Origin of the sequence: Sulfurospirillum arcachonense DSM 9755, assembly GCF_000597725.1 — a bacterium.
GTDB classification, from domain to species: domain Bacteria; phylum Campylobacterota; class Campylobacteria; order Campylobacterales; family Sulfurospirillaceae; genus Sulfurospirillum_A; species Sulfurospirillum_A arcachonense.
Window position 1 is genome coordinate 63555 of record NZ_JFBL01000007.1, and the last position, 24788, is coordinate 88342.

General features: G+C 29.3%; 29 protein-coding genes. 9 read left to right on the forward strand and 20 right to left on the reverse strand.

What is annotated here, in order from left to right; genetic code table 11:
- A complete protein-coding gene (locus K354_RS0106960; RefSeq protein WP_024954782.1) occupies positions 1 to 789 on the reverse strand; it encodes an FKBP-type peptidyl-prolyl cis-trans isomerase in 789 nt (262 codons plus the stop codon).
- 72 nt (positions 790 to 861) lie between these two features.
- Entirely contained in the window at positions 862 to 2976 is a 2115-nt protein-coding gene (locus K354_RS0106965) for a multiheme c-type cytochrome (RefSeq protein ID WP_024954783.1), read from the reverse strand.
- A 276-nt stretch (positions 2977 to 3252) separates the two neighbouring features.
- Between K354_RS0106965 and K354_RS0106970 the strand changes: the two genes are divergently transcribed.
- Genes K354_RS0106970 through K354_RS0106985 form a run of 4 tightly spaced genes read left to right on the forward strand, consistent with a single transcriptional unit; the run spans position 3253 to position 5588 of the window.
- Positions 3253 to 3672 (forward strand): hypothetical protein, encoded by a 420-nt coding sequence (locus K354_RS0106970; RefSeq protein ID WP_024954784.1) that lies wholly within the window; start codon positions 3253 to 3255, stop codon positions 3670 to 3672.
- Positions 3669 to 3926, forward strand: coding sequence for a hypothetical protein (locus K354_RS0106975; RefSeq protein ID WP_024954785.1), 258 nt, complete (start codon positions 3669 to 3671; stop codon positions 3924 to 3926). The genes K354_RS0106970 and K354_RS0106975 overlap by 4 nt, the downstream gene beginning before the upstream one ends.
- Positions 3923 to 4567 (forward strand): response regulator transcription factor, encoded by a 645-nt coding sequence (locus K354_RS0106980; RefSeq protein ID WP_037940433.1) that lies wholly within the window; start codon positions 3923 to 3925, stop codon positions 4565 to 4567. Before K354_RS0106975 ends, K354_RS0106980 begins: the two co-directional genes overlap by 4 nt.
- Positions 4554 to 5588 (forward strand): sensor histidine kinase, encoded by a 1035-nt coding sequence (locus K354_RS0106985; protein WP_024954787.1) that lies wholly within the window; start codon positions 4554 to 4556, stop codon positions 5586 to 5588. The genes K354_RS0106980 and K354_RS0106985 overlap by 14 nt, the downstream gene beginning before the upstream one ends.
- Positions 5589 to 5656: 68 nt before the next feature.
- On the opposite strand, the gene K354_RS0106990 is transcribed toward K354_RS0106985, so the two are convergent.
- The 5 genes from K354_RS0106990 to ubiE form a co-directional block, all read right to left on the reverse strand.
- The gene (locus K354_RS0106990; RefSeq protein WP_024954788.1) at positions 5657 to 5899 is read right to left on the reverse strand and encodes a hypothetical protein; all 243 of its coding nucleotides are present in this window, start codon (positions 5897 to 5899) and stop codon (positions 5657 to 5659) included.
- A gap of 89 nt (positions 5900 to 5988) precedes the next feature.
- On the reverse strand, positions 5989 to 7410 hold the full coding sequence (locus tag K354_RS0106995; RefSeq protein WP_024954789.1) for an ATP-binding protein: 1422 nt from the start codon (positions 7408 to 7410) through the stop codon (positions 5989 to 5991).
- Positions 7400 to 8089 carry a response regulator transcription factor gene (locus K354_RS0107000; RefSeq protein WP_024954790.1) on the reverse strand — a complete coding sequence of 230 codons (690 nt, stop codon included), beginning with the start codon at positions 8087 to 8089 and terminating at the stop codon, positions 7400 to 7402. Before K354_RS0107000 ends, K354_RS0106995 begins: the two co-directional genes overlap by 11 nt.
- Before the next feature lie 78 nt (positions 8090 to 8167).
- Positions 8168 to 9415, reverse strand: a complete 1248-nt coding sequence (gene xseA, locus K354_RS0107005; RefSeq protein WP_024954791.1) for an exodeoxyribonuclease VII large subunit — start codon at positions 9413 to 9415, stop codon at positions 8168 to 8170.
- A 40-nt stretch (positions 9416 to 9455) separates the two neighbouring features.
- Positions 9456 to 10175 carry a bifunctional demethylmenaquinone methyltransferase/2-methoxy-6-polyprenyl-1,4-benzoquinol methylase UbiE gene (gene ubiE, locus K354_RS0107010; protein ID WP_024954792.1) on the reverse strand — a complete coding sequence of 240 codons (720 nt, stop codon included), beginning with the start codon at positions 10173 to 10175 and terminating at the stop codon, positions 9456 to 9458.
- 276 nt (positions 10176 to 10451) lie between these two features.
- Between ubiE and K354_RS0107015 the strand changes: the two genes are divergently transcribed.
- From K354_RS0107015 to K354_RS0107025, 3 genes are all read left to right on the forward strand, one after another.
- The gene (locus tag K354_RS0107015) at positions 10452 to 11729 is read left to right on the forward strand and encodes a coproporphyrinogen III oxidase family protein (protein WP_024954793.1); all 1278 of its coding nucleotides are present in this window, start codon (positions 10452 to 10454) and stop codon (positions 11727 to 11729) included.
- A gap of 70 nt (positions 11730 to 11799) precedes the next feature.
- Positions 11800 to 12195 carry a hypothetical protein gene (locus K354_RS0107020; protein WP_024954794.1) on the forward strand — a complete coding sequence of 132 codons (396 nt, stop codon included), beginning with the start codon at positions 11800 to 11802 and terminating at the stop codon, positions 12193 to 12195.
- Positions 12196 to 12252: 57 nt separating this feature from the next.
- Positions 12253 to 13065, forward strand: a complete 813-nt coding sequence (locus K354_RS0107025) for a DUF4197 domain-containing protein (RefSeq protein WP_024954795.1) — start codon at positions 12253 to 12255, stop codon at positions 13063 to 13065.
- On the opposite strand, the gene K354_RS0107030 is transcribed toward K354_RS0107025, so the two are convergent.
- From K354_RS0107030 to K354_RS0107045, 4 genes are all read right to left on the reverse strand, one after another.
- Positions 13062 to 14225 carry an AMP-binding protein gene (locus tag K354_RS0107030; protein WP_024954796.1) on the reverse strand — a complete coding sequence of 388 codons (1164 nt, stop codon included), beginning with the start codon at positions 14223 to 14225 and terminating at the stop codon, positions 13062 to 13064. The genes K354_RS0107025 and K354_RS0107030 overlap by 4 nt on opposite strands.
- A 74-nt stretch (positions 14226 to 14299) precedes the next feature.
- Positions 14300 to 16378: an MMPL family transporter gene (locus tag K354_RS0107035; RefSeq protein ID WP_024954797.1), complete on the reverse strand. Its 2079-nt coding sequence runs from the start codon at positions 16376 to 16378 to the stop codon at positions 14300 to 14302.
- Positions 16362 to 16796, reverse strand: a complete 435-nt coding sequence (locus K354_RS0107040) for a hypothetical protein (RefSeq protein ID WP_024954798.1) — start codon at positions 16794 to 16796, stop codon at positions 16362 to 16364. Before K354_RS0107040 ends, K354_RS0107035 begins: the two co-directional genes overlap by 17 nt.
- On the reverse strand, positions 16789 to 17211 hold the full coding sequence (locus K354_RS0107045; RefSeq protein ID WP_024954799.1) for a hypothetical protein: 423 nt from the start codon (positions 17209 to 17211) through the stop codon (positions 16789 to 16791). Before K354_RS0107045 ends, K354_RS0107040 begins: the two co-directional genes overlap by 8 nt.
- 179 nt (positions 17212 to 17390) lie before the next feature.
- Between K354_RS0107045 and K354_RS0107050 the strand changes: the two genes are divergently transcribed.
- Entirely contained in the window at positions 17391 to 17840 is a 450-nt protein-coding gene (locus tag K354_RS0107050) for a hypothetical protein (protein WP_024954800.1), read from the forward strand.
- The gene (locus K354_RS0107055) at positions 17837 to 18370 is read left to right on the forward strand and encodes a hypothetical protein (protein WP_024954801.1); all 534 of its coding nucleotides are present in this window, start codon (positions 17837 to 17839) and stop codon (positions 18368 to 18370) included. Before K354_RS0107050 ends, K354_RS0107055 begins: the two co-directional genes overlap by 4 nt.
- Before the next feature lie 56 nt (positions 18371 to 18426).
- Here K354_RS0107055 and fabG read toward each other — a convergent pair whose 3' ends face one another.
- From fabG to K354_RS0107100, 9 genes are read right to left on the reverse strand one after another with little or no spacing between them, the layout of a single operon-like run.
- Positions 18427 to 19116 carry a 3-oxoacyl-ACP reductase FabG gene (gene fabG / locus K354_RS0107060; RefSeq protein ID WP_024954802.1) on the reverse strand — a complete coding sequence of 230 codons (690 nt, stop codon included), beginning with the start codon at positions 19114 to 19116 and terminating at the stop codon, positions 18427 to 18429.
- Entirely contained in the window at positions 19113 to 20630 is a 1518-nt protein-coding gene (locus tag K354_RS0107065; protein ID WP_024954803.1) for an HAL/PAL/TAL family ammonia-lyase, read from the reverse strand. Before K354_RS0107065 ends, fabG begins: the two co-directional genes overlap by 4 nt.
- A 1-nt stretch (position 20631) precedes the next feature.
- A complete protein-coding gene (locus K354_RS0107070; RefSeq protein ID WP_024954804.1) occupies positions 20632 to 21495 on the reverse strand; it encodes a lysophospholipid acyltransferase family protein in 864 nt (287 codons plus the stop codon).
- Entirely contained in the window at positions 21492 to 22196 is a 705-nt protein-coding gene (locus K354_RS0107075) for a glycosyltransferase family 2 protein (RefSeq protein ID WP_024954805.1), read from the reverse strand. The genes K354_RS0107070 and K354_RS0107075 overlap by 4 nt, the downstream gene beginning before the upstream one ends.
- Entirely contained in the window at positions 22183 to 22497 is a 315-nt protein-coding gene (locus K354_RS0107080) for an ApeI family dehydratase (RefSeq protein ID WP_024954806.1), read from the reverse strand. The genes K354_RS0107075 and K354_RS0107080 overlap by 14 nt, the downstream gene beginning before the upstream one ends.
- Complete coding sequence (locus K354_RS0107085) at positions 22484 to 22816, reverse strand: hypothetical protein (protein ID WP_024954807.1); 333 nt, start codon at positions 22814 to 22816, stop codon at positions 22484 to 22486. Before K354_RS0107085 ends, K354_RS0107080 begins: the two co-directional genes overlap by 14 nt.
- Positions 22813 to 23454, reverse strand: a complete 642-nt coding sequence (locus tag K354_RS0107090) for a beta-ketoacyl synthase chain length factor (RefSeq protein WP_024954808.1) — start codon at positions 23452 to 23454, stop codon at positions 22813 to 22815. The genes K354_RS0107085 and K354_RS0107090 overlap by 4 nt, the downstream gene beginning before the upstream one ends.
- A complete protein-coding gene (locus tag K354_RS0107095; protein ID WP_024954809.1) occupies positions 23451 to 24548 on the reverse strand; it encodes a beta-ketoacyl-[acyl-carrier-protein] synthase family protein in 1098 nt (365 codons plus the stop codon). Before K354_RS0107095 ends, K354_RS0107090 begins: the two co-directional genes overlap by 4 nt.
- Entirely contained in the window at positions 24535 to 24786 is a 252-nt protein-coding gene (locus K354_RS0107100; RefSeq protein ID WP_024954810.1) for a phosphopantetheine-binding protein, read from the reverse strand. Before K354_RS0107100 ends, K354_RS0107095 begins: the two co-directional genes overlap by 14 nt.
- Positions 24787 to 24788 lie beyond the last annotated feature (2 nt).

Consider the following 24788-nt stretch of genomic DNA (forward strand, 5'->3'; position numbering starts at 1 on the left):
TTACTTCAAAGTTTTCTTTTTATAGTCTTTTGTATCACTCATCATCTCAAATTTTTTCTTTTGTTTCATTGCCCCAGGTTTTAAAACTTTGAGCAACTCTACTTCAAATGTTAAAACTGAATTAGGTGGAATATCTCTCATTTGAACATCCCCATAGCCTAATTTACTTGGAATCGTCAGCTTCAACTTTGAGCCTTCATGCATAAACATCAAGCCCTCTTTCAAACCTTCTACTATATTAATCATAGATAAATGTGCTGGAGATTTTCTTTCATAAGTACTATCAAATACATATCCATCAATCAGTGATGCTTTATAGTTAATAACAACTATGCTCTCTGGTTTAGGAGTCTGTCCTTTTCCATCTTTTATTATTTCATATTGTAAACCAGACTTTGTAACTTTTACACCATCTTTTTTACTATTTTTTTGAAGATAATCTTTTTCTTTTTTACTATTATCTTGCTGTAATTTTAAAATTTTCTCTTTTTTTGCTTTATTTAAATACTCTGCTCTATTATTTAAATTGGTTATAATCTCTTCTTCATTTAGTTTTAATTTCTTTTTTAGAGCATCATTAAAACCTTCCAATACGGAATCCATATCTATTTTAGCTCCCATTTGAACCTGTCCATATACTTGGTTTACAATATAATTACCAGTGGAAGCTCCTATACTATAAGACTCTTTTTGTACACTTGTTTTTAATTCAGATGCAAAACTTTGTGTTCCCACTAAAGCTAAAAGCATAGGTAAAATCAAATATACTTTTTTTTCTGCTAATTTCATCAACTTATCCCTTAATTAAATTAAAGGGTTACACTTTTACATGTAACCCCTTATTATCTACATAAAAGTAGACTATTTAGAAGCTTTCTCTAAAATTTGTTGAGCTTGCTCAACATAAGATTTAGCAGCTTTTGCTCTTCTCTCAGTGTATTTAAATCCATGAACACCCCAAGAACCGTCTTTTTTGATTAAATCCATAGCATCTTGAGCTTTTTCAATTAACTCATTAACTCTTGATTTATCAGAAACACTTAACTTAGTAACATCTAGCATTTCATAGATTCCTTTTATAGAAACTGTTACTTCTGCATATAATTTCTTAATAGGTTTTTGCCATCCCATTACTTCATCATATACTCTTTGCTGATCTTTAAAATGTAAAGTATTTTTAAGTGTTGACTGAACGATACTATGACAACCTTTGTTATCAACCATATCTTTATCTGCCCAAGATGTTTTACCACATGCCCACATCAAATCGATATAGTTATGTCCTTTTTCATTCTTAGCTAGATACCAGTTTTTATACTTTTTAGGAACTTGCTGAACTCTTGGAGCACCTGGAGGAGGATTCATTGTTTTGCTTTTTGCATCAACATTGATTTTCCAGATATGAGATCTTCTTTGAGTATCAAATCCAGCATGATCTTGATATTGAACAGCATAGAAGTTTTCACAACTCATTGTAAAAGGCATATGACATGACTTACAACTAACTTTGCTATGAGTATCTTTTGTGTTTTCTTTAATATACGCTGCTGCTTTGTGACAACTTTTACAATCTTTTCTGATTGCTGGTTTTGAATAAAAAGAACTTAGATAATCACCAGTATCTTGATAAACTCCACCTTTTTTAGCTGATTTAGTTTCAACATAACCTGTTACATCATGAGGATCATGACAAGTAGTACATCTCATACCAGCTTCATAATGCGCTGTAAAATAAGATTGTGAACCTTCTGTACCACAACCAGGGCCTGCTGATTTAAACTTAGAAGTCATTCCAAGTTCAGCTGCTCTATGACTTATAGCTGGGTTTTTAGATTTTCTAAATTTTTCAGCTAAAAATGGTCTAAAGCTAAATCTTTGATGACATCTCTCACAATTTGAAGTCATTAAACCTTGAGCACCATCTAAGTGACCACCAGCTCCATGACACTCTTCACAACTAATTCCTTTTGAAATTGTGTGATCATGTAATTTTTTTGCATCACCTAATGCAGAATAGAACTCTTTTTTATCTTTAAAGTCAAATTTCCATGGATGACATACTTGACAATAAGATGAAGCAGCTTGAATTGACATAGATTTTTTATATCTTGCAGAATATGAAGCCAAACCTCTTACATATCCACCATTATCTCCATGTTCTTTTAATGTAACAGGAAATTCAGGAATAAATTTTCTAATTTTCTTAGCAACTTCTGGGGTTAAATCATTGGCCCAAGTTCTCTGAAATTGATTTGCACCAGCTACAATTGTACCTGTTTCATCTTTGAGTAAACCACCAACTACATGATAAGTTCCTCTAAGTAACCATTTATCAAAAAATCCTAACTTTGTTCTAAGATGTCCTACGGTAGCATATATGCTATCAGTTGTGACTCCTTTAGGAAGTATTGAAGCAGTATTTTTGCCGAATACTGACTTTTCTAAATCATTACTTACTTCTGGATGCTCACCTGGAAATCTGATTGTGGTTGAGTGTCTTGAACGACTCCATTTTTCATACTGTACAGCATGACACTCTCCACATTTTTCTGGTCCAATAAACTTATTTGGGAAAACCAATGGATCTTGTGTTGGAAGACGATACATAGTTGCAGTAATACCTTTTCTCTTACTGTACTTTTGAAAGTCTTTCCCGTTTCCTGCATGAGAAAACTCTAGCCCACGATCCACAGATTTTAACTTACCTACAACTTTACCCTTAGGCAAATAAGTTTTAAAAATTGGATGATTTTTAAAAATCCAATCATATCTCTCTTTCTCTTCAACGATATAATCTTGAAGAGAAACTATACCTCTGGTAGCTTTTGTTCCATCTGGATTTGCCATTATCTCTATAGCATCGTGGCTCATCTGTATGGTTTTTCCTTCTGTGCCAGAAGAAGCAATAGCAACACTTGTCGCTATACTCATACCTACCAATAAACTAAGCATTAACTTTTTGCTTAATTTTTTCATGATTCCTCCTTTTTTTAGTTCTAACTCATCTAATTACATTCTAAAGACCCAATGAATATCTTCAAAATATACTTATCAGAATTATGAGAAAATTATAACTACAAAAAAGAGGGGAAAAGGGGGAATTATAATTTATTACTTAAAATAAAATAATAATTATATTTATTAAAATTACTTTTTATCAAGTCTTATTCTCTTTATCTTGAAGTTTAATATTGTTTGCAATATAATAAGACCTTTCATAAGAATGAATTTTAATCTAAAGGAAACCTAAAAATGCCTACTCTAAGACAACTATCTTGTTTACTAAGCTTTATGATAGTTTTATCTGGATGTGGTCAAATTAATATTCAAGAAAAACCTAGTGTTCCTCCTAAAAAAAATACTCATTATAAATATTGTACTAAACATAAACAAATTATGACTTTTGCTTCAAAATATATTGAAAAAGAGTTTGAAAAAGGGTATTTTCTACAAAAAGATATTATTGGGGCTAAAGCACAACTTTTTTTAATTAAAAACAAATCTCAAACTATTTTTGCAAAAAATATTAATGCTGCACAAGACTCTTACACTTTACAGTACAAATTAGCAAAAAAATATAAATGTGATGTGTCTAAGTTTACAATCTCTCCTATTGAAAAAATCAATAATACTATTAAAATTTTAGAAAAAAATCAAAAAGAGAAAGAATGACTTTTTTTAAATTTATTACCATTTTTTTCTTACTTACAGCAATAAATATATATGCACAAAATACAAAAATAGACAACTTACTTGAAAAAGTTAATCAAGCATCTACACCAGAAGAAAAAAAAGAACTTATCGAAAAATTAAAACAAGAATTAGCAACAACTAATAAAAAAGAACGAAAAGAAGCTGATGCTATAATCAAAGCAAAACAAAAAATGCCTCTTCATATTTATGATGATTCACAACTAAATCCATGACTTATAAAATAAAAATCTTACTATTAGAAGATGATACAATTTTGGCCCAAACAATGGTACAAATTTTAGAAGAAGAAAATTACGATGTCACATTAGTAAATGATGGTGAAGAAGTGATTAATGCTACTTATGAGAATAAATTTGATCTGTATTTATTTGATATTAACGTTCCTTTACTCAATGGTATGGATACGTTAAAACTCTTACGAGAAGCTAAAGATGATACACCTACATTTTTTATCACAGCTTTAAGAGATATTAAATCAACTTTAGAAGGTTTTAACTGTGGCTGTGATGACTATATCAAAAAGCCTTTTGACCTTGATGAGTTATTAGCCCGTATTCAAGCTACTCTAAAACGCAAAAACCCTGTTATACAGTACAATGATATAACATATGATTTATTAGAAAATAGAGTGTTAAAAGGAGGAAAAGAGGTAGCTTTAGGAAGTGTAGAAAAAGAAGTTTTTTCCTTACTTATAAGAAATATTGATATCACAGTTAATAAATCAACATTTTTTGATTATATGAATAAACCTAGTGATACTGGTCTTCGTGTTTTAATTAGTAAATTGAAAAAACTTTTAAATTTAAATATAACAAATACTAAAGGGATAGGATATAAACTTGAAAAATTATGAAAAAAAATCTCTTTTTACTACAATTTATCTTTTTTTCATTCCCCTTGTTATCTTTGCTAGTATTGTTCTTTACATGTATCACGAGGACAAAATCAAAGATATAGAACAAAATATTTTGTATCAAATGAAAGATTATACCTTTGATTTTCAAGGAGATACATTTTCTCTTGATATTGTACAAGATGATAAACAAAAAAAACTATTTAAAATTTATCACTGTCAAGAAGGACTTTGTGCTTATTTTCAAATACCTTCTACTGGACCTTATCTTTTAAAAGTAATTTACGATAAACAAAAGTATAAAAAAATTTATCATGAATTTTTAGTAAAAATATTAAAATTTAGTGTTATTGTTTTCTTTTTACTACTTTTCCTTTCTATCGGATTTGCTATGTACTCTATAAAGCCAATGAAAGAAGCTCTTCATCTTTTAGAAGATTTTTTAAAAGATTTAATTCATGATTTAAATACACCTGCAACATCTATTTTGCTAAATTCAAAATTACTAAAAAAACGTGGAGATTTTGAAGAGATTGAACGAATAGAACTTAGTGCAAAAAATATTGCATCTTTATATAAAAATTTAGAATTTATGAGCCCAAATACAATAGTAAAAGATGAAACAATATCGCTTGAAGATTTAATTCATACAAAAGTTGAAATTCTGCAAAAACTTTATCCTAAAATACATTTTACACAAAACACAACTCCCTTAGTAATTCAAAGCAATATAAATGGTGTTGAGCGTATTGTTGATAATCTTCTTACTAATGCGTGCAGATACAATAAAAAAGATGGCCTTGTAAATATCACTATTGAAAAACAAAAACTTATCATAGAAGATACTGGAATAGGCATTAAAAATACAAAAAAAGTATTTCAACGTTATTATAAAGAAACTACAAATGGTCTTGGTATAGGAATGAGTATCGTAAAACAACTATGTGAGACTTTAAATATAACAATTGATATAAAAAGTGTAATAGGAAAAGGAACAAAAATTATACTGGAATTTAAATAGTCTTAAAAGAAGAAAAATCATCCAAAGGTATGCAGTCATTTGGATGATTAGTATAAAATTGTCTAATGTTATTTTTCTGTAACTTTAGACATTTTTAATTTTTTACTTACAATTTCTTGTGCAGCTGGAAGATCTTTTTGATTCATAGTTGAAAGTTCATCATGAAGTTTTTTCATTAATTGACTTTTTACTTGTGCGTCTTTAGTGTTATTGATTTGGTCTACTAATGTACTAACACCACTTATTCCTGTAGCAAATAAACTTGTTGCTCCTATAATAGCTAGAACTGCTATTGACTTACGTAATTTCATCTTAATACTCCTTGTTTTAGTTAAAATGTGTTGAAAGTATAAGTAAAAAGTGTTAGTTAAGTGTAAGTTTATAACGCAATAAGAACGTATTAAAATTTAATAGTAAAAACAACTCCTTCTTCTAAGTTATGCACGCTTATTGTTCCATTAAAACTTTCTACAATTACTCTGCAAATATAAAGTCCTATTCCAGTAGCAACATTTAAATCTTTTGTAGAAAAATATGGCTCAAAAATTTTATCTATAACTTTTTCATCTATCACACCAGCATTATTTTGAAGGGTAATAATATTGTGGTTATCTTCACTAAATGCAGATATTTTGATTACTCTTTCACTAATATCTTTTGAAACAAATGAATCTTTTGCATTATTCATGATATTAACAAATACTTGTAACATTTCATTTTGATAACCATGAAATATAAAGTTATTTTCTACATTTAGGATTACTTCTATCTTATTTTTATTTAAAGTGGCTTGTAATAGTCTTTTAGAGTGCTCTAAAATCTCTTTAATTGGACTTTTACTTTTAACTCTTTTGGGTGAAAAAAAGTTTTTAAAGTCATTAATAGTATCAGACATAAAAGTAATTTGCTCATTTGCTTCATCAACTTTTGATGAAAGTTTTTCATTTGTTAAAATATTTTTTTGCGCTTGTAATTCAAGATTGATTAAAATATAAGAAAGCTGTGTTAGAGGCTGCTTCCACTGATGAGAAATATTACCAATCATTCCTCCCATAACAGCCAATCTATTTTGATGAACAAAAAGTTTTTCTTTTTTATCTTGTAAATTTAAATCTTTTTTTGAAATAATATAAATAAGAAGTATAAAAATCACAAACACTATAAACATGGCTAAACCACCAGTAATAAACTCTTCTTTATGATATTTTAAAATACTTGCAACTGAAATTTTCAAATAAATCATTGCTCGTAAATCACCAACCTTTTCATAATAGCCTGAAGTATTTCCATACTGTTCTACCATTCCATAAGGGCTATCTTTTGGGTCACCATGACACTCTAAACATGATTTTTTATTTCGTGCAATAGGCATTGCTATAAAAAAATATGATTTATCTTTTTCTTCAAGAACTGAAAAATAATCTTTTAATTCATTATTGCGAAATTTATTTAAGATTTTAGCTTCATATTCATTTGCTTGATGCATTGGATTAAGGGGGTTTGTGGCAACTAACTTATACTCATACTTTAATTCTTTATTTAATAATTGTCTATCATAGATATACTGCGTAATATAAGAAGATGAAAGAATTCTCGAATCAAATTCTCTTTGAGTTCCCATTTCATCATTCCACTTATTTACAATTGGTCTTTGTACTTCTTCGACATAATTTCTAATTGCATTCATTGTATTTAATGTAGAAATGGCTTCTTGTCTTGTATCTTTAAGTGCTAAATCTTTATAAAAATTAAAAAAAAGTAGGGTTATAATTGCGTAAAGCAGTACAAAACCACCTATAATTAATTTAAAATTATACTTCACACATATATCCAACACCGTAAATATTTTTTAAAAAATCAGTATCAATTTTTTTTCTCAATTCTTTTACGATAGATTTTATAGCTTCTTTACTAGGTTTTTCAAACTCCCACATATAATCAAGTATATATTCGTACGTTACTATTTCATTTGTTCTTTTTAAAAAATATTCTAAAAGCCGACTTTCACTTTTAGACAAATTAATAACTTCATCATCTTTCTCTATCTGTTTTGTACAGTAATTATAGGCACAATTATCTGAGAGTTTACGAGTAGCATTATAATCAACAAGCTCTAACGCTGCCTCATTTAATGCACTAAAAAGTGCTTTTCTATCACAAGGTTTTGTCAAATACTTGGTAATTTTTAAATCAACTGCTCTCCACAAGTACTCTTGTTCCATATGAGCTGATAATATTATAATTGGAATTTTTTTATTTATTTTACGAATCTCTTTTATAGCTGCAAGTCCATCCATATTTGGCATAGAAATATCAAATATCAATACATCGTATAAATTAGTTTTAGCTTCAAAAAGAGCTTTTTCCCCATCATTTACACCAGTAACTTTTTGAAAAAACATTTCCAATATTTCAACAATATTATTAAGAACACCTTTTTCATCATCAGCGCAAAGTACTTGTTTATCTGCTAATATATCTAAATAAGAACAATCATTCATAAGGCTAAACCAACTTCGTAAAAAATCATTTCAAATATTATCTAAATAACTCTTAAAAGTAAAATATAATTAAATTTTTTATTTTATATTATTTTTAGATATTACTTTGGCAACTACACTCTCTTTTTGGCTTTGTAGTTCAAAAATATCGTTTACATGTAAAGCTTTAAGTGTACTTCTTTTCCCCTCCACTACGATTTGAGCAACGCCTTCTTTTAAAGATAAGCTAGGGTCACTTCCAGCGTATATGCCTTGCAGAGAATTAAGCATATTTTCTTTTACATGTAAGAGTTTTTGCATAGAAAAATTTAAATCATGTTGTAAATTATCAATGCTATTTTGTCTATTTTCAACTAAGTATTGAAAACTTTGCTCAAACCTTTTAGTGAGTAAATCCACCTCTTTTTCATTGATATCTATTTTTGATTCAAAAGAGTGTGTTATAAACATTTTGTTTAAAGAATCTAGTTTTTCTTGTTTGTTATAAATAACTCTTTTTATATAAGAGTTCAGAGTCTCACTCATATCATCAAGTCGCATAAGCATCTCTGTTTTATCTGGAAGTACCATTTCCATCGCTGCACTTGGTGTTGGTGCTCTTAAATCTGCTACAAAATCACTAATCACATAATCAATCTCATGACCCACAGCGCTCACCACAGGAGTCACACAATGAAACAGGGCATCTGCTACAACTTCTTCATTAAAGCCCCACAAATCCTCTATACTTCCACCACCACGCCCTACGATAATAACATCTACATGTAAGGCATCTGCTCTTTGGATATTTTGTGCGATAATCTGTGCACTACTTTCACCTTGAACAATTGTATCAATAACAGTGATTTTGACTAAAGGCCAACGCTTACTCGCCACATGCAACATATCTTGCAAGGCTGCACCAGTCGCTGATGTAACTAAAGCTATAGAGTTAATACTCTTTGGAAGTACTTTTTTGTTTTCAAAATACCCTTTTGCTAAAAGTTTCTTTTTGAGTTGTTCATACGCAAGGGCTAAAGCACCTGCTCCTGCTGGTTCTATTTTTGTACAATTTATTTGATAACTTCCACGAGGAGTATAAACAGAAACTGAGCCATGAAGGACAACAGACATTCCTTCTTCAAGGCGAAATTTCATCTTCATAGCATTTGCGCGAAACATCACACAAGAGATTGTCGAATTTTCATCTTTAAGAGTAAAATATACATGTCCTGAATTATGAAAAGTTATGCGAGAAACTTCTCCTTCAACACTTACATGTAAAAAAGTTGTCTCAAGTAGAGATTTAATCTGATTATTTAAACTTGAGACAGATAGAGAATTCATTATCTTTGCTTTTCGCAAAAGAAAAAATAACTTTTTTTCATTATCTTTTCTTTGCAATTACTAATGTTGAGATATCCATAGAGAAACTTTTTACAAATTCTGTGGTAAATCCAGCTTCATCTAGTTCTAATTGAAGCATACTAGAAGTTAAAAATCCTTCAATTGAGTTTGGTAGGTACTCGTATGCTTCTTTATTTTTAGAGATAAATCCACCAAGTTTAGGTAAAATTTTATTAAGATAAAAATCTTTTATACCACAAAGAAAACCATTATTCTCATCTTTTGTAAATTCTAAGATAACAACATATCCACCAGTTTTTATCACTCTTGCAAACTCTTTAAATGCTTCTGTTCTTTTAACAACATTTCTAATCCCATAAGATATACTAAGTATATCTGCACTCTCATTTTCAAGAGGAATACTAGTAGCTTCACTAATAACAAAATCAAAATCAGGAAATTTTTCTTTCCCAACTTCAACCATACCAGTAGAAGGATCAACACCTAAAAGTTTTTCTATTTTACGTCCACTTTTATCTGCTTGTTTTTGCCAATATCCCATCATATCACCTGTTCCACAAGCGACATCTACAATCAAATCTATATTTTTTCTATATCTATTAAAAGTCTCATCACAAGCTTTTTTTCTCCACTGTATATCCACACCCATACTTAAAACTCTATTTGCTTTATCATATGTTGGAGCAATATTATTGAACATTTCTACTATTTTTTGCTGTTTATTTTCGTTATCCAAGATAGTACCTTCTTTTATAGTAAGATAGGATTATACAATAAGTTTTCTGAAAGGTTTAATACAATTTAAAAGACAACATATTTAAAAGATAAAAACCTATTTTTGATTGTTAGTATCACATACATTAGAGAGTATATAAATATAATAATTATAAACCTTTGAAAAATTTTAGAAAACATAAGTAAAGTTGCTGTAAACTATGGTTTTTAAAACTTGCATAAAAATTTGCTTACATAAAATTTACAGTAATTTTTTATAATCTATACACAGGAGTACACAATGCTAAAAAAAATTGTACAAAAAACAGCTATATTAAGTGTAAAAAAGATTATGCAAAATTCTATGGATAACCATCTTAAGATTAAACTTATAGACGAAGAAGTAGTACGTAACTTTAACAAAGAAAAATCATATCTATTGTATATACACGTTCCATTTTGCCATACATTTTGCCCATATTGTTCTTTTCACAAATATAAATATGATGAAGAGACTGCCACACAGTATTTCAAATCTTTACGAATTGAAATGAGAAAAGTAAAAGAAGAAGGATTTAAATTTAATTCTTTATATGTAGGAGGAGGAACAACTCTTATTAATGAAAAAGAGTTAATTAAAACACTTGAACTTGCAAAAGAACTTTTTAACATAGAAGATATTTCTTGTGAAAGTGATCCAAATCATATAGAAGCGAATTCTTTAAAAAACTTTCAAGGACTTATAAAAAGAATCTCTGTAGGTGTTCAAAGCTTTGATGATAATATCTTACAAAAAGTTTCTAGATCTACTAAATTTGGCTCTTCTAAAGTAGTGCAAGAAAAAATCTTAGCAATGAATGGTATATTGCCAATTACTAATATAGATTTAATCTTTAATTTTCCTACAGAAACAGACGAAATCCTTTTGAATGATTTGGAATGTGCAAAAAACTTAGGGGTAAACCAAATTACAACTTATCCTCTTATGAGTACAGATATGACAAGTAATGCTATAACAAAAGCATTTAATTCAAAAAATAATTCAAAAGAATACCATTTTTATAATCTCATAAAAGAGAGTTTAAAAGACTATCACAATAACAACTCTTGGTCTTTTTCTAAAGAAGAAACATCTCTAAACGATGAATACGTAACACAGCATAATGAATACATAGGTATAGGAAGTGGTGCTTTTAGTTTTATTAATGATTCACTTTATATAAATGCCTTTGATTTAGCACAATATGCTGAACTTGTAGATAAGAGACCTCATGCTATCATAGCAACAAGTACTTTTGAATTGAAAGAGCGTATCCAATACCAATTCTTACTTTGGTTATTTAATGGTCTTGTAGATATAAAGAAATTTGATCAAACATTTAATGTTTCTTTACGCAAAATTTTAAAACAAGAATTATATATGTTAGAAAAAGCAAATGCTATACAAATATCTAACGACAATATATATCCAACTGATTTTGGGAAATATTTGACTCTAGTAATGATGAAAGAGTTTTATAGTGGTATGGATAAAGTAAGAGCTCTATTTAGAGAAAAAAATGTTGCTACAGTGAAATAATACTATTTGAATAAGTAAAAGTTAATAATTTATTATATACAATAGATGAAATTTATTAAGAAGGAAAGAAATGAAGAAAATTTTAAAACTTGGTTTTTTAATTGCTTTAGTAATGGCGTTGTTTACTGGATGTAGAACGGCTCCTATAAGAAATTATAACAGTCCTGTGGTTCCAAATGCTTCTACAATCACACTAGATAAAGTTGCTAAAGAAATTATCAACGCTGGTGCTAGTCTTGGATGGCAAATGAAAAAAGTAAAAGATGGTGAAATCATTGGTACTATATATCTTAGAACACATATGGCTCAAATAAAAATTCCATATACGACTAAAAATTATAGAATCGAGTATATGAATAGTAAAGAGTTAAATTATGATGCATCAACAGGAGTAATTCATACAAACTACAACGGTTGGGTAAAAAACTTAAATAACGCGATTCAAGTACGTCTAGGGACACTTTAATATTTTTATGATAGGAAGCATAAACTTCCTATCATCTCTAACAAATAAAGGTCTACATTGAAAAAAATTTTCTTAGCACTTATAACGCTAAGTACGCTCGTATTTAGTTTTGACTTTGGAAGTCTTATCAACAGTGCAGAAAAAGTTTTAGCACCTAAGCAAGAGACTTCTACAAAACAAACAACAAGTTCTTCTCCATCAACACTTCAAAATTCTACTATAACGAGTGGTTTAAAAGAAGCATTAAATGTTGGTGTTGATTATGCAATAAAAGAGCTTGGCAAAGACAATGGTTATTTAAACAGTGCCATAGCAAAGATTCCTCTTCCTGAAAATTTAGCTAAAGCAGAAGGTCTTATAAGAAAAGCTGGTGGAGAAAAAGTAGCTGATGATTTAATCAACTCTATGAACAAAGCAGCCTCAAATGCTGCACCAAAAACTGCAACTATCTTTGCAAAAGCGATAACTAACATGAATATTGACGATGCTAAGAATATTTTAGCAGGAGATGATAAAGCAGCAACGAAGTATTTTCAAAAAAATACGAGCACTTCTTTGAAACAAATCATCACTCCAATTATTCAAGAGAGTATGAAAGAAAACAGTGTTGCTAAGTACTATCAAATATTTAATGATACTTATAGAACTTATGGCAAAGATTTAGTAGAGAGTACTGATATAATGAAATTTGCAAAGCAGTTTGGTGCTAATAAATTTCTACCTAGTAGTTCAGATGAAAATCTTGATGATTATATCACGAACAAAGCAATTGAAGGCTTATTTAAAATGATTGCTCAAAAAGAAGCAGACATAAGAAAAAACCCCGTTGCACAAACAACTTCACTTTTAAAACAAGTATTTGGTGACTAAAGAGGTATTATTTTTTTACCAACTGCTGTTGTTGGAATTTTCTCAACAACTTTTAATTTGATAGGGAATTTTATATTTCCTATCTTTTCTCTTAGTATCTTATTGATTTCTTTTAAACTTATCGCTTTTACACTCTCAAGATAGATTTCTAATGTTTCATCTTTTAATTCACCTTCATTGTATTTAACTACAACAAAAGCTTTTTTTACACTACTCATACTCTCTAAAATCTCTTCTACATGTAGAGTTGAAAATCGTTTTCCAGCGACTTTAAATATCTGAGAATCTCTTCCTATGATTTTAAATCTCTCTCCTTCAAACTCAACATAATCAAAACTTTGAACTTCTTTATTGGTATTTTTAAAACCATCTTCATATAAGAGTTCAGAGATAAATGGTGAATTGATTTTTAAAAGACTTTTTTCATTGGTTGAGACTTTTACATTTGGAAGGGCTTTCCATAAAGTATCATTTTGTTCTTTATATGCTATTCCTCCTGTTTCAGTTGAACCAAAAAGTTGTATAAGATTGGTATTGAACTTTTCAATAAACTCTTTTGCACTTTTTTCATCAAGAGGGGCAGTTGAGCTTGCAAAAAGAACATCACTTAAATCCTTCGTTTCTCCAAGTCTTAAAAGAGATTTGATATACAAAGGAGTTGTTACAACAAACGAATTTGGTTCGATACTTTCAAGTAAATCATGTGGTAAAAAATGCTTTTTAAAAAAAAGATCTATTCCGGAAAGATAAGGTAAAATAATAGCTGTAAGAATTCCATAAACATGAACAAAAGGTACAGTTGCAATAACTTTTTTAGGTTGGTACTGTTCTATTATTTTCATAAAACCTTTTACTTCTATCTCCAAATTTTCTTTCGTTTTAAAAGCTCCTACTGGTTTTCCTGTTGTGCCTGAACTAAAAAGCAACATAGAAAAATCAACATCTTTAAAATCCACTTCTTTTAAAAGCTCTTGAATACTTTGGTTTGATGCATCAAAGAGTACTTGTTTGACTCCATTTTTATACGCTTTTAAAATCTCTACGGCTGAGTTTTCTTTATCTGAAGAGTCAATATAGACTATATCTTCCTCACTATTTTCAAACTTTTCAACATCATAAACTCTTCTGCTCAAATCATCATCTAAAATTTCAATTTTCATATTAACCTTCTCCTTTAACTTCGAACAAGTCCAAAGTTAAATTCCTCTCACTAAAGCTTATGCTATGCATAGAATTATTCATTCTTATTCCCTATAACCAATAAAATAAATATAGCCAACAATCCCAATGTTGCAACCTGACCTATATAAAACAACACTCCAATAGTGCTAAAAATCAATACCCCAAAACCAGCAAATGTACTCATTAAAGAGAACACTATCGCTCTTTGGCTATTTTCATCTACCTTTTTTTCACTCATATATATCCCATAATCTATACTAAGAGAAACCACGACAAATAGCATAAAAATCTGCAGTATATTCACATCTCCCAAAGAGATAATAAACAGTATCAAAGCAATAGGAAAAAGAATAAAACTCAGTGCTTTAAAAAAGTTTTCTCTGCTTACTCTTAAAAGAATAAAAAGTATACTCAAAACGATTATAAATCCACATACAAATAACTCTTTATATACTAGCTTTAAGGATTTTTGAAAAAGGCTCGCTGAACTTACAAGATAAACTCCATCAGCCACTTCACCTTTTTTAACAAACCCAAAACTATAGTAAAATTCCCCATCAAACTCAACATCAAAACCATACTTTCGAATACTCTTTTCATCTATATTAGGTTTTTGTGGACTCAGTAATATTTCAGGATAACTCTTTTGAAAAAATCCCTTTCTAAAGCCTATGCCTTGTGCATGAGTAGAAATTTTTTCTTTTACATGTAAAAAATCAATCTCACTAAAAAGTTTGTGTTTTTTATCATACTCTTTTTTACTTATGAGATTTGAGAGAGGAACAATTGCATCTACATGTAAAGCTCTAAACTCGACACTTTTATCTATAAGACTTTCAAGAGTTTTAGCTTTTATGATAAAAGGAATTGTGTCTTTGTTTTGAAGTTTATTTGTAAAAAAGTTTTCTAATTTTTTTAGTTTTACATTGTCATAATCAAGACTTTTTATATTCAAATCCATCTTTACATGTAAAGAACTATAAACAATCACAGCCAAGAGAATAAAGACAAAATATTTATAATTTTTAAGCAAACTTAAATGTGGTATTTTTTGAGTTATCTCTTTACATGTAAAGCCAATTTTAGGAAATAAAAAAGTAAAAACAATATAAGAGTATCCTAATGAAATACAAGCATAAAAACTTACCTGTTTTATAAAAGCAAAATCGACAAACGATATGATAAAAAATGCTATAAAAGTACTCAAAAATCCATAAAAAACAGCCCTATTAAAGCCACTTTTTTTCTCGTAAAAACCACAAAAATAGTTGTGAAACATATAATCAATAGCGATAGTACTAATCGCCATTCCAAAAACCATAACAAATATAGAAACTTCTCCATAAACAGAAGTAACTACCAATAAAGCAAGTATTGAAGCACTTAAAAGTGTCAATATCGTGTTAAAAAGTAAAAAGATATTTTTCAAAATCACAACATATAAAAGTATCAAAATAGATAAAGCAATAAAAACTAAAAAGTTTACTTGTGATTTGATAATCTTTTCATTTTGCACAAAATAGAAGATAGGACTAAAAACTTTGACATCCGCTTTTAACTCTTTTTCAAACACATTATAAACTTTTTGAAACTCCACTCCATTTTCAAAAGTAAAAATACTCATATATCCATAATCTTTGAGATAATAGTGAGCATTTTTAAACTCTATTGGGGTGTTGATTTTTCTGTTTGAAAAAAGCTCTAAAGGGTCATTCTTATCTATTGCGTTGTAATAGGGATTTAAGAGGATATTCTCATAACTCTTTTGTAATTTTACTTCAATATTTTCTAAATTTTTTGCATCAAAGTTTTGTAAATAAAACTGGTACTTTTTTATATACTCTCTATACTCTTTGTTGGTAAAAAAGTTTTTTTTGAGCTTTATAAAGGAGTTTTGTAAAACTCTTTTTTCAAGATTTTTTATATCTTTAATGTTTTCACTTTTGATAGCCACTAAAATTTCCCGAGAACTTTGAAAGTTTTCATATACTTTTAAAAGTTTTGTCTCTTCGTTTTGTGGTAAAAGGGATATGAGATTGGTTGAGAGTTTATTATAGGGGGCAACTACAAAAAATAAGCCCAAGAGTGCTAAAAATATAAGTATATTTAAATATTTAACGCAATGTTTCAATCAAAATCCAATCATCATTTTGCATCTGTATTTTTATAAACTCTAAAATGTTCTCTTCTTTTTTATACTCTACTTCTCTTATATAATCTCGTAAAATTCCAACAGGAGTCAAAACTTCTTTTGTTTGAATTTTTTTTATCTCAAAATACTCATTTAAAAGAGCTTCATTACTACTATGAATCGCTTGTAATATCATATAAAAAGTTTTTCTTTGAAGATTTTCATCCTCTTTGAGATACGTAACTTTTTCTTCTTTTGGTTTTGTATAGACTATATCAATACTCTTTTCAAGAAAAGTGATACTTCCTTGAAACTCTATTTTTTTATCTATTGCATAAATATATCTCGTCTCTTTAAAACTCTCATTTGCATTTACATGTAAGACCAACAATAGTAGTATGAATAAAATTTTATACATTTTCAAGCCTTTTGAGAAAAATAAATTTTCTATGAAGATACTGTAAAACTCCACCAATTATAAAAACAAAATACCAGCCAAATGTTGCATAACTTATCCAGTAGTAATCATTTGAAGACAAAAGAACTACTACATGTAAAGAGACATTAACGAAAGAAACACCTATCCAAAAAAGAGTAGATTTACGTATATACTCTCTTTCATTTTCACTCAACTCTTTTTTTGAAAATTTATGTGCATACTTTACAATAAGTGAGTTTTTTTTAAGATGGGAAATTACCATCAAATATGTCACATACAAAGACATTAAAAGAGGTAAAGCTTTAAAATATATAGCATCATTTAAACCAATACCATGATATCTAAGTATAAAGAATATAAAAAGAGGATAAAGTACTTGTATCACTATCTTCATATAATTTTTTTATCCAAAAACAAGAACTAAACCTTTAAAATAACCAACTTATAGTTATTACCTTCTATAATATTTACTTTATTATAACATTTTATTGAGCGAATAACAGTTATGTATTAAATTGACTAAAATTAAAATTAATGATAAACTCCATCTTTAATAATATTCTAGGAGAGAAAATGAAAAAAATAATGCTTATAGTATTAATAAGTTTTTCAGCCCTTGTATTTTCTGGCTGTGCTGTTACAAGTAATACTGCAAAAGTTGTGCCTTACCATAACGATGTAAATCTTAAAAATTTTTACGTTCTACACCAACCAAGTGACAAAAGAAATATAGATGTTATAATCAGTAATGTACTAAAAGATAAAGGTTATAATTCTTCATCTGGAGACGGAAGTTATATCCCTGATAATATAGATACTATTGTAACATATGAAGATAGATGGTTTTGGGATATTACAAATTATTTAATACAATTAAATATTGAATTTCGAGATGCAAAAGATAAATATCCATATGTTGCTGGAGAAAGTATCCGCACTTCTTTAGCTAGAAAATCACCTCAAGAAATGTCAATTGAGATAATCAACAACCTATTTGCAAAAATAAATGGAGAAACAAAATGAAAATCAATTTAACTTATATATTAATTCTGAGTATTTTTTTATTTTCAGGTTGTTCAGTTCAAAATATTACTGCAAATGGTATGGCTGTTCAATCAGTTGATACTGCACATAAATTCAATACTACTGTAGCTGTTGATTCTCATGGAGGAAGAATAAAAGATCCTCTTGGTATTCCCGAAATATCTGACCCTCTTTTAATAGATGCTGTTAAAACCAGTATCCTCAACACTCAATTATTCAATAAAGTTGTTCCTGATCAAGCAGATTATAACTTAGAATTATTTATTGTAAAAGTTGGTCAACCTGTTGCTGGTTTAGATATGACAGTGAATGTAGAAATTGCTTGGGTTATTAAAAACAACAATAATGGAAAAATTATTTGGAAAAAATCAATAACTACATCTTCTACAAAAACCACTGACGATGCCTCTTCTGGAATAAATAGGTTAGTTATAGCAACTCAAGATGCTGCTCATATCAATATAGAAAATGGTCTTAATCTTATTTCAAAACTAGATTTAAATAAATAACTTCATTCTATCATTTCCTCTACTTTAGCTAAATAAAGTAGAGGAAAATAAATTTATTATCTAACCATCCCACCACTAATATTAATAACTTCTCCATTAATATATGTTGCCTTATCTCCTAAAAAGTAAGCTACCTCAGCCACTTCTTCTGGTTCTCCTAAACGACCTGCTGGTATCATTTTTACTATGTTTTTATCAACCTCTTCTACCATTTGTGACTTTATCACTCCTGGTGCAATTGCGTTGACTCGTATGCCATATCTTGCAACTTCAAGGCAAAGTGCTTTTGTAAAAGCGATAATACCACCTTTACTTGCACTATAATTTGTCTGTCCTATGTTTCCTACAAGTCCTGAAATAGAAGTAACATTTACAATTGAGCCTGATTTGTTTTTTATCATACCTACTATTATCTGTTTTGTAACATGATAATAACCATCAAGATTTGTTTTAATAACATCTTCCCAATCATCATCTTCCATAAAGAAAAAAAGTTTATCTTTTATAATACCCGCACAATTGACTAAAACATCTACATTTAAGTCTTTTAATGCTTCTTTGATACTTTGCTTGTCACTCACATCAAATTGTATAAGTGCTCCATTGTCTATCTCTTCTAAGAGTTTTTGAGCTTTTTCTTGACTTCCTCTATAATGAATATATACAAAATATCCATTTTGAGCATAATCTCGCACTATAGCACTTCCAATCTCTCCAGTTGCACCAGTAACTAATACACGTTTCATGCAAACAGACCTTTATTCAACATTTTTTTAACTTTTTTGATATCTACATCCATACGTCTGTCTTCGATAAGTGGTGAAACTTCTTGACGTAAAGTTTCAAAACATTGTAACAAAGCAGGAGAAACTTTTTCAGCTCCTCTAATGTCAATAGCTTGAGCAAGTCCAATAAAAGCTATACTCAACATATCTTCTAAAACTTTATTCATCTTTTTAAAATCAAGTGCTGCTGTTGTTCCCATACTTACTTTATCTTGATTGAGTGATTCTGTTGGGCGAGAATGGATTGATGCTGCAGTTGTATTTTTAATAATATCTGCACTAAGAGAACTTAAAGTTATCTGCATCGCTTTAAAACCATGATAATAATTTTGGGTCGCTATTTTGAGATTTTCTCCAATGCCACGGTTAAACTTGTCATCTACTAAAAGTGCAAACTCTTTATCGAGTAAATCAGCAACATTTGCCATAGAGATTTTCAGTGTATCCATAGCATGAGCTATGTATCCACCATAGAAGTTTCCTGAAGTATAAAGTTTTTTGTTTTTACCATCTATGAGAGGATTATCATTAACTGAGTTTATCTCTTGTTCTACCCAATTTTTTGAAATCTCCAAATTATCTCTTACAACTCCTAAAACTTGTGGAGCACAACGAATAGAGTATGTATCTTGAATATTGAGTTCATTGTCGTTAAAAAACTTGTCATATCTATCATCACGACCGTGAGTAAGACTTGAGCCTTGAATCTTTTTTCTGATATTTTTTGCTACTTCTATCTGTCCACTAAAAGGTTTTGACTCATCATGTACAAATTCACTCAAAGGCGTATCATCACTTAAAAGTACCTCATACATCCCTGCTACAAAAGACTCCATACTATCTAATAAAATTTCAAATTTTTTCAAACTCGTAATAGCAATAGCACTCATAATAGCTGTTCCATTCATCAGGGCTAATGCCTCTTTTGGTTTAAATACATAAGGCTCAATTCCAAGCTCATTATGTACTTCTTTACTAGTTCTTTCTTCACCTTTATAGTAAACTTCTCTCTCACCAGCAATGACTGCAGCGATATAAGACAGAGGTGTTAAATCCCCACTAGCTCCAACTGAACCTTGTGAAGGGATAATAGGAATCATATCTTTTTCTAAAAGCATCTCAAGTCTTTTTAAAAGCTCAAATGAAATCCCAGAATGTCCTTTAGAGAGCGAAACAAGTCTAATGAAAACCGCATATCTGGCAGTATCATAACTCAAATTTTCACCAACACCACATCCATGAAAACGGTATAAATTTTTTTGTAAAGTTTGTGCATCATCATATGTGAGATAATTTTTTCCACTAGAACCATATCCTGTAGTTACACCATATACAGGTTTTCCTCCACGAATTTGTTCCATTAAAAACTCATGTCCTAAAAGAAAATGTTCGATAAACTTTTTATCACTAGAGAGTTTTACACTTCTTGCTTTTACTATCTCTTCATACTTTTTATATTTACTATCTATTACCAAACTATTTCTCCCAAAAATTATAAAAATTAAACCAGTCTTGTGGGTATTTTTTTATATTCGTTTCAAATCTTTTTGCATATATTTTCATGCACCTCTCTACTTCTATATCTTTTTTTTCATTATAGTTTATATCTATTTTAATATGATCTATCATATATGTTTGAGGTTTAACATAATTAATAAAAATTGCATTTAAAGGTTTTTGTGTTTTATAGGCTATCTCAAAAGGATTTTTATTAAAATACCCCGTATCTCCAAAAAACTCTATTCCTTTTTTACTTTTTTCACTCACTCCTCTATCTGCCATCATAGCTACAATTTCATCGTTACTTAAAGCTCTTGCAATTTCAATTGAAACACCTATATCCTCTTTTGCAATATCTATAATTTTTATTTTTGGTTGCTTTTTTGTTTCAAGTGTTTCTTCTATACTTTTAATGCTTTGGATTAAAACTTCTTGCATAATAATATTGACTTGAATGTCCCAGTTATCCAAACAATTTGCAATACTAGCCCAACCACCAAAATGAGAACAGAGTAAAAGACCACCTTTTTTTAATTCATTTTCTATTTTTTTTATATCATCTGCTATAAATGTATACTCTTCGGGCGATACAACAGAAACAAATCTATCACACATACAAATAGCAAAATGTCTTAAATGCTCATGATGAACAGAAGGAGTAAACTCCTTTCCAATATGCTTATAATATATAACTAAAGCATTTCTAACATTTTTTGCTTTTAAATAATAGAAGTACGAAACAGGGTACATGAGGTAATAAATAAATTTGTAACCAAATAATCTATACAAGTTAAATACGAGTTTTATACTCCATCCACTTCCTCTTTGACGAACTTTCATCTATTACTCGGTAGTCTTTTAAGTATAAATTTTAAAGGCAATAATCGAATATGCACCCAAACAATAGCCGCAGTATCCCAAAACTTTTTAAAATGACTTACCCTCTCTTCAGGACGAGGATAATAGCACTCAATCACTTTCTCCTTTATAAGCCTACCTTTCCAAGCATGTTTTACTAAAACTTCCATTTCCCAATCAAATCTTTCAGTTTTTATACTTAAATCAAGTATGCTAGTGGGATAAAGACGAAATCCTGAGAGTGAATCTTCTATATGCTGGCCCGTATCCCAACAAGCCCACATATTTGAAAACCATCTTCCAAATTTTGAGCCATTTGGAACATCTTTTATATCAAAATTTCTTGCACCTATAATAATTTGGTCTTTATCATCACACTCTTGTAAAATAGACTCTATTTGAGATGCTAAATGTTGGCCATCACCGTCTAATGAGATAAAGTATTTATAACCTAATCTCTTAGCCTCTTTTGCCCCAGTAATAATTGCCATACCTTTTCCACGATTTACTTCATGCCTAATAATGCTTAAATTTGCTTCTTCTTTTAATGCTACTTTAGGAGTTGAGCCATCATCTACGATAAGTAATTTATAACCATGGTTTAGTACATCCTCAGCTACTTTGTCTATGGAGTTTGGATTATTATATGTAGGTACTACAACAATTATTTCAGACTTTTTCATATACTATACTCGCAATCTTTGTTTCTGCATTTTTTATCTCAACATGAACAGTACTATTTTTATATATAATTAAAAAATCTAATATATCTTCTGGTAATGCTTGATTCATAAACTTTGATTTTTTTATCTCTTGTATTTCATGGTTTAAAATTTCTGCACAAATCTCTATCATCATAAATCCAGGTAAAAGAGGATTTGTTGGAAAATGCGCTTGAAAAACAGCATGATTCTTATTGGCTAATTGGATTTGAAAATTTTGCTCTTTTTTGTTGATTAAATTATATAAATTAGTCGTTAACATAAACTGTAAACTTTCCTTCTGCAATATTTTTTACTTCAAAAGAAAAAAGATGCATATTACCCATTTGCATTTGTGCATTTACTTGTATCTCTACACTTTGATTTTCTACTTTTTTATGTAACTTTAAAGAACTTGCAGCCACTAAAAAACCCTCTTTTTTATCATTTGTATTCAAAGCAACACTCGATTGTGCAGCAGCTTCTAAAAGCATAGGTAGTGAGGGAGGATATGGAAATTCACACTCTACTCTTGCACTTTTTTCATTTTTTTCTATAATTTTTTTTGCAAAAAGAATTGGGGCTAAATGAGGAAGATTCATATGCTTACTTCCACAATAGGAGTTTTCATATTTTGTGCTTTTTGTGCAACTTGCAAAAGTTCACTAATAGAGTTTGGAACTCCTACAATATCACTTTTTTCAACTTGAATATTTGCTTTTTTATCTGTAGCTTTTACTTTTAAAGCTACCCCACTCTCCAAATATTCAATATAAGAATTGACTTCTTCTATATTTTTTATATTTATCGTTTCAAAACATAAAAGCAATATTTCATCCCCATCAAGCGCTTTGATTGCACCTGCTTTTAAAACAGACCTCGCTGTTTTGTCCCCACATGAGAGAGTTGTTATCTCATGTTTATTTTCACTTAAAATTGAAAGATAAGAGACTGCTGTATTATAAACAGAGTTTTGAAAATTTGTTGGACTTATACTTTGATTTTCTTTAATTGCTTCTAATATCTTTACTGTAACCTCAAGTTCACCATAATTAGTTCCATTTATAATTCTGCCATCTTTAAATCCAACCATATCTTGAAGTTCAATCGCTATTTTCGCTGCTCGGGTAAGTCTTCTTCTAATAATCATTTTAGGGACTAACTCTTTTGTATGAAGATTTTCTATTTGTTTTTTTCCAAGTAAATGAGCAGCTGAAAGTATTTCTAAATTAATTTTCATTTTATTGTTCCAAAAAGGAGTGATGTATTATTTCCTCCAAAAGCAAAAGAGTTACTTAAAATATAATTTATCTCTTTTTCTTCTGCTTTTAAAACATAATTCATACCTTCAGCTTCTGGATATTCTAAATTGCTATTTGGCATTATTATCTGCTTTTGTAGAGACACCACTGAAAGTATAGCTTCAAGTGCACCTGCAGCCCCTAAAGTATGTCCTGTAATAGATTTCGTAGAGCTTACTGGGACGCTTTTTCCAAACAGACTCTCTATTGCACTTATTTCACTGCTATCATTTGCTTTTGTTCCTGTTCCATGTGCATTTATATAACTAATATCTTCAGGTTGCAAACCTTTACATGTAAGAGCATTTTGCATAGCTTTTTTTGCACCCTCAGGATTTGGTTGAGTCATATGAAAAGCATCAGAACTATAACCCACCCCACAAAATTCAACAGATGTATCTATTTGTTTATTTTGTAAAAGTAAAATTCCTAATCCTTCAGCCACATTCATGCCATCTCTATTTTTATCAAAAGGTTTACATCTATTAGCACTTAAAACACCAAGTGCATAAAATCCACCAACTGTTGTTTTACAAAGCGTATCATAACCAACTACTAAAACATTTTTATAAACACCTTTAGATATAACTTCATAGGCATAACCAAGTGCATTTGCACTCGACGTGCATGCTGTCGAAAATGATAAATCATCCTTAAATGTATATTTTTGTGATATTTTATAACTAATAGAATCTATTACATGTAAAGCTGGATTGATATTTTTATAACTATTATCTTGAAAATATTTCTCTTCACTTAGTCTCATACCACCAACAGATGAGCCTATAACTAAAAGTGTCTCTTCAAAATTATCTAAATTACTATTTTTTAGAACTGTTCCAATTTCCTCTAAAAGAGATTTTTCAAGATCAACTTTAACTATCCCAATGCCTACAGTTTTATCTGCATAAAAAGTTGTACTTGTTTTAATACCACTTTTTTGTGTGCAAACTACTTTAAATAAATCCTCAGCATTTAAAGCAGCTGAGCATACTGCCCTATAAGAATTTACAAAAACCCTATTGATTTGCATTTATATAATCTAAAAGAGTTTTAGATGTTGCAAAGATATTTTCATACTCTTTAGAATCTGCAACTTTTACTCCAAACTCTTTTTCAAGTGTCAAAACTAATTCGATTGAATCCACAGAATCAAGTCCTAAACCATCTTCACCAAACAATGCCATATCATCTTCTATATCACTGACTTCTATATCTTCTAATTTTAAATTCTTTATTATTACTTCTTTTAACTGATCGCCCGTTATCATTC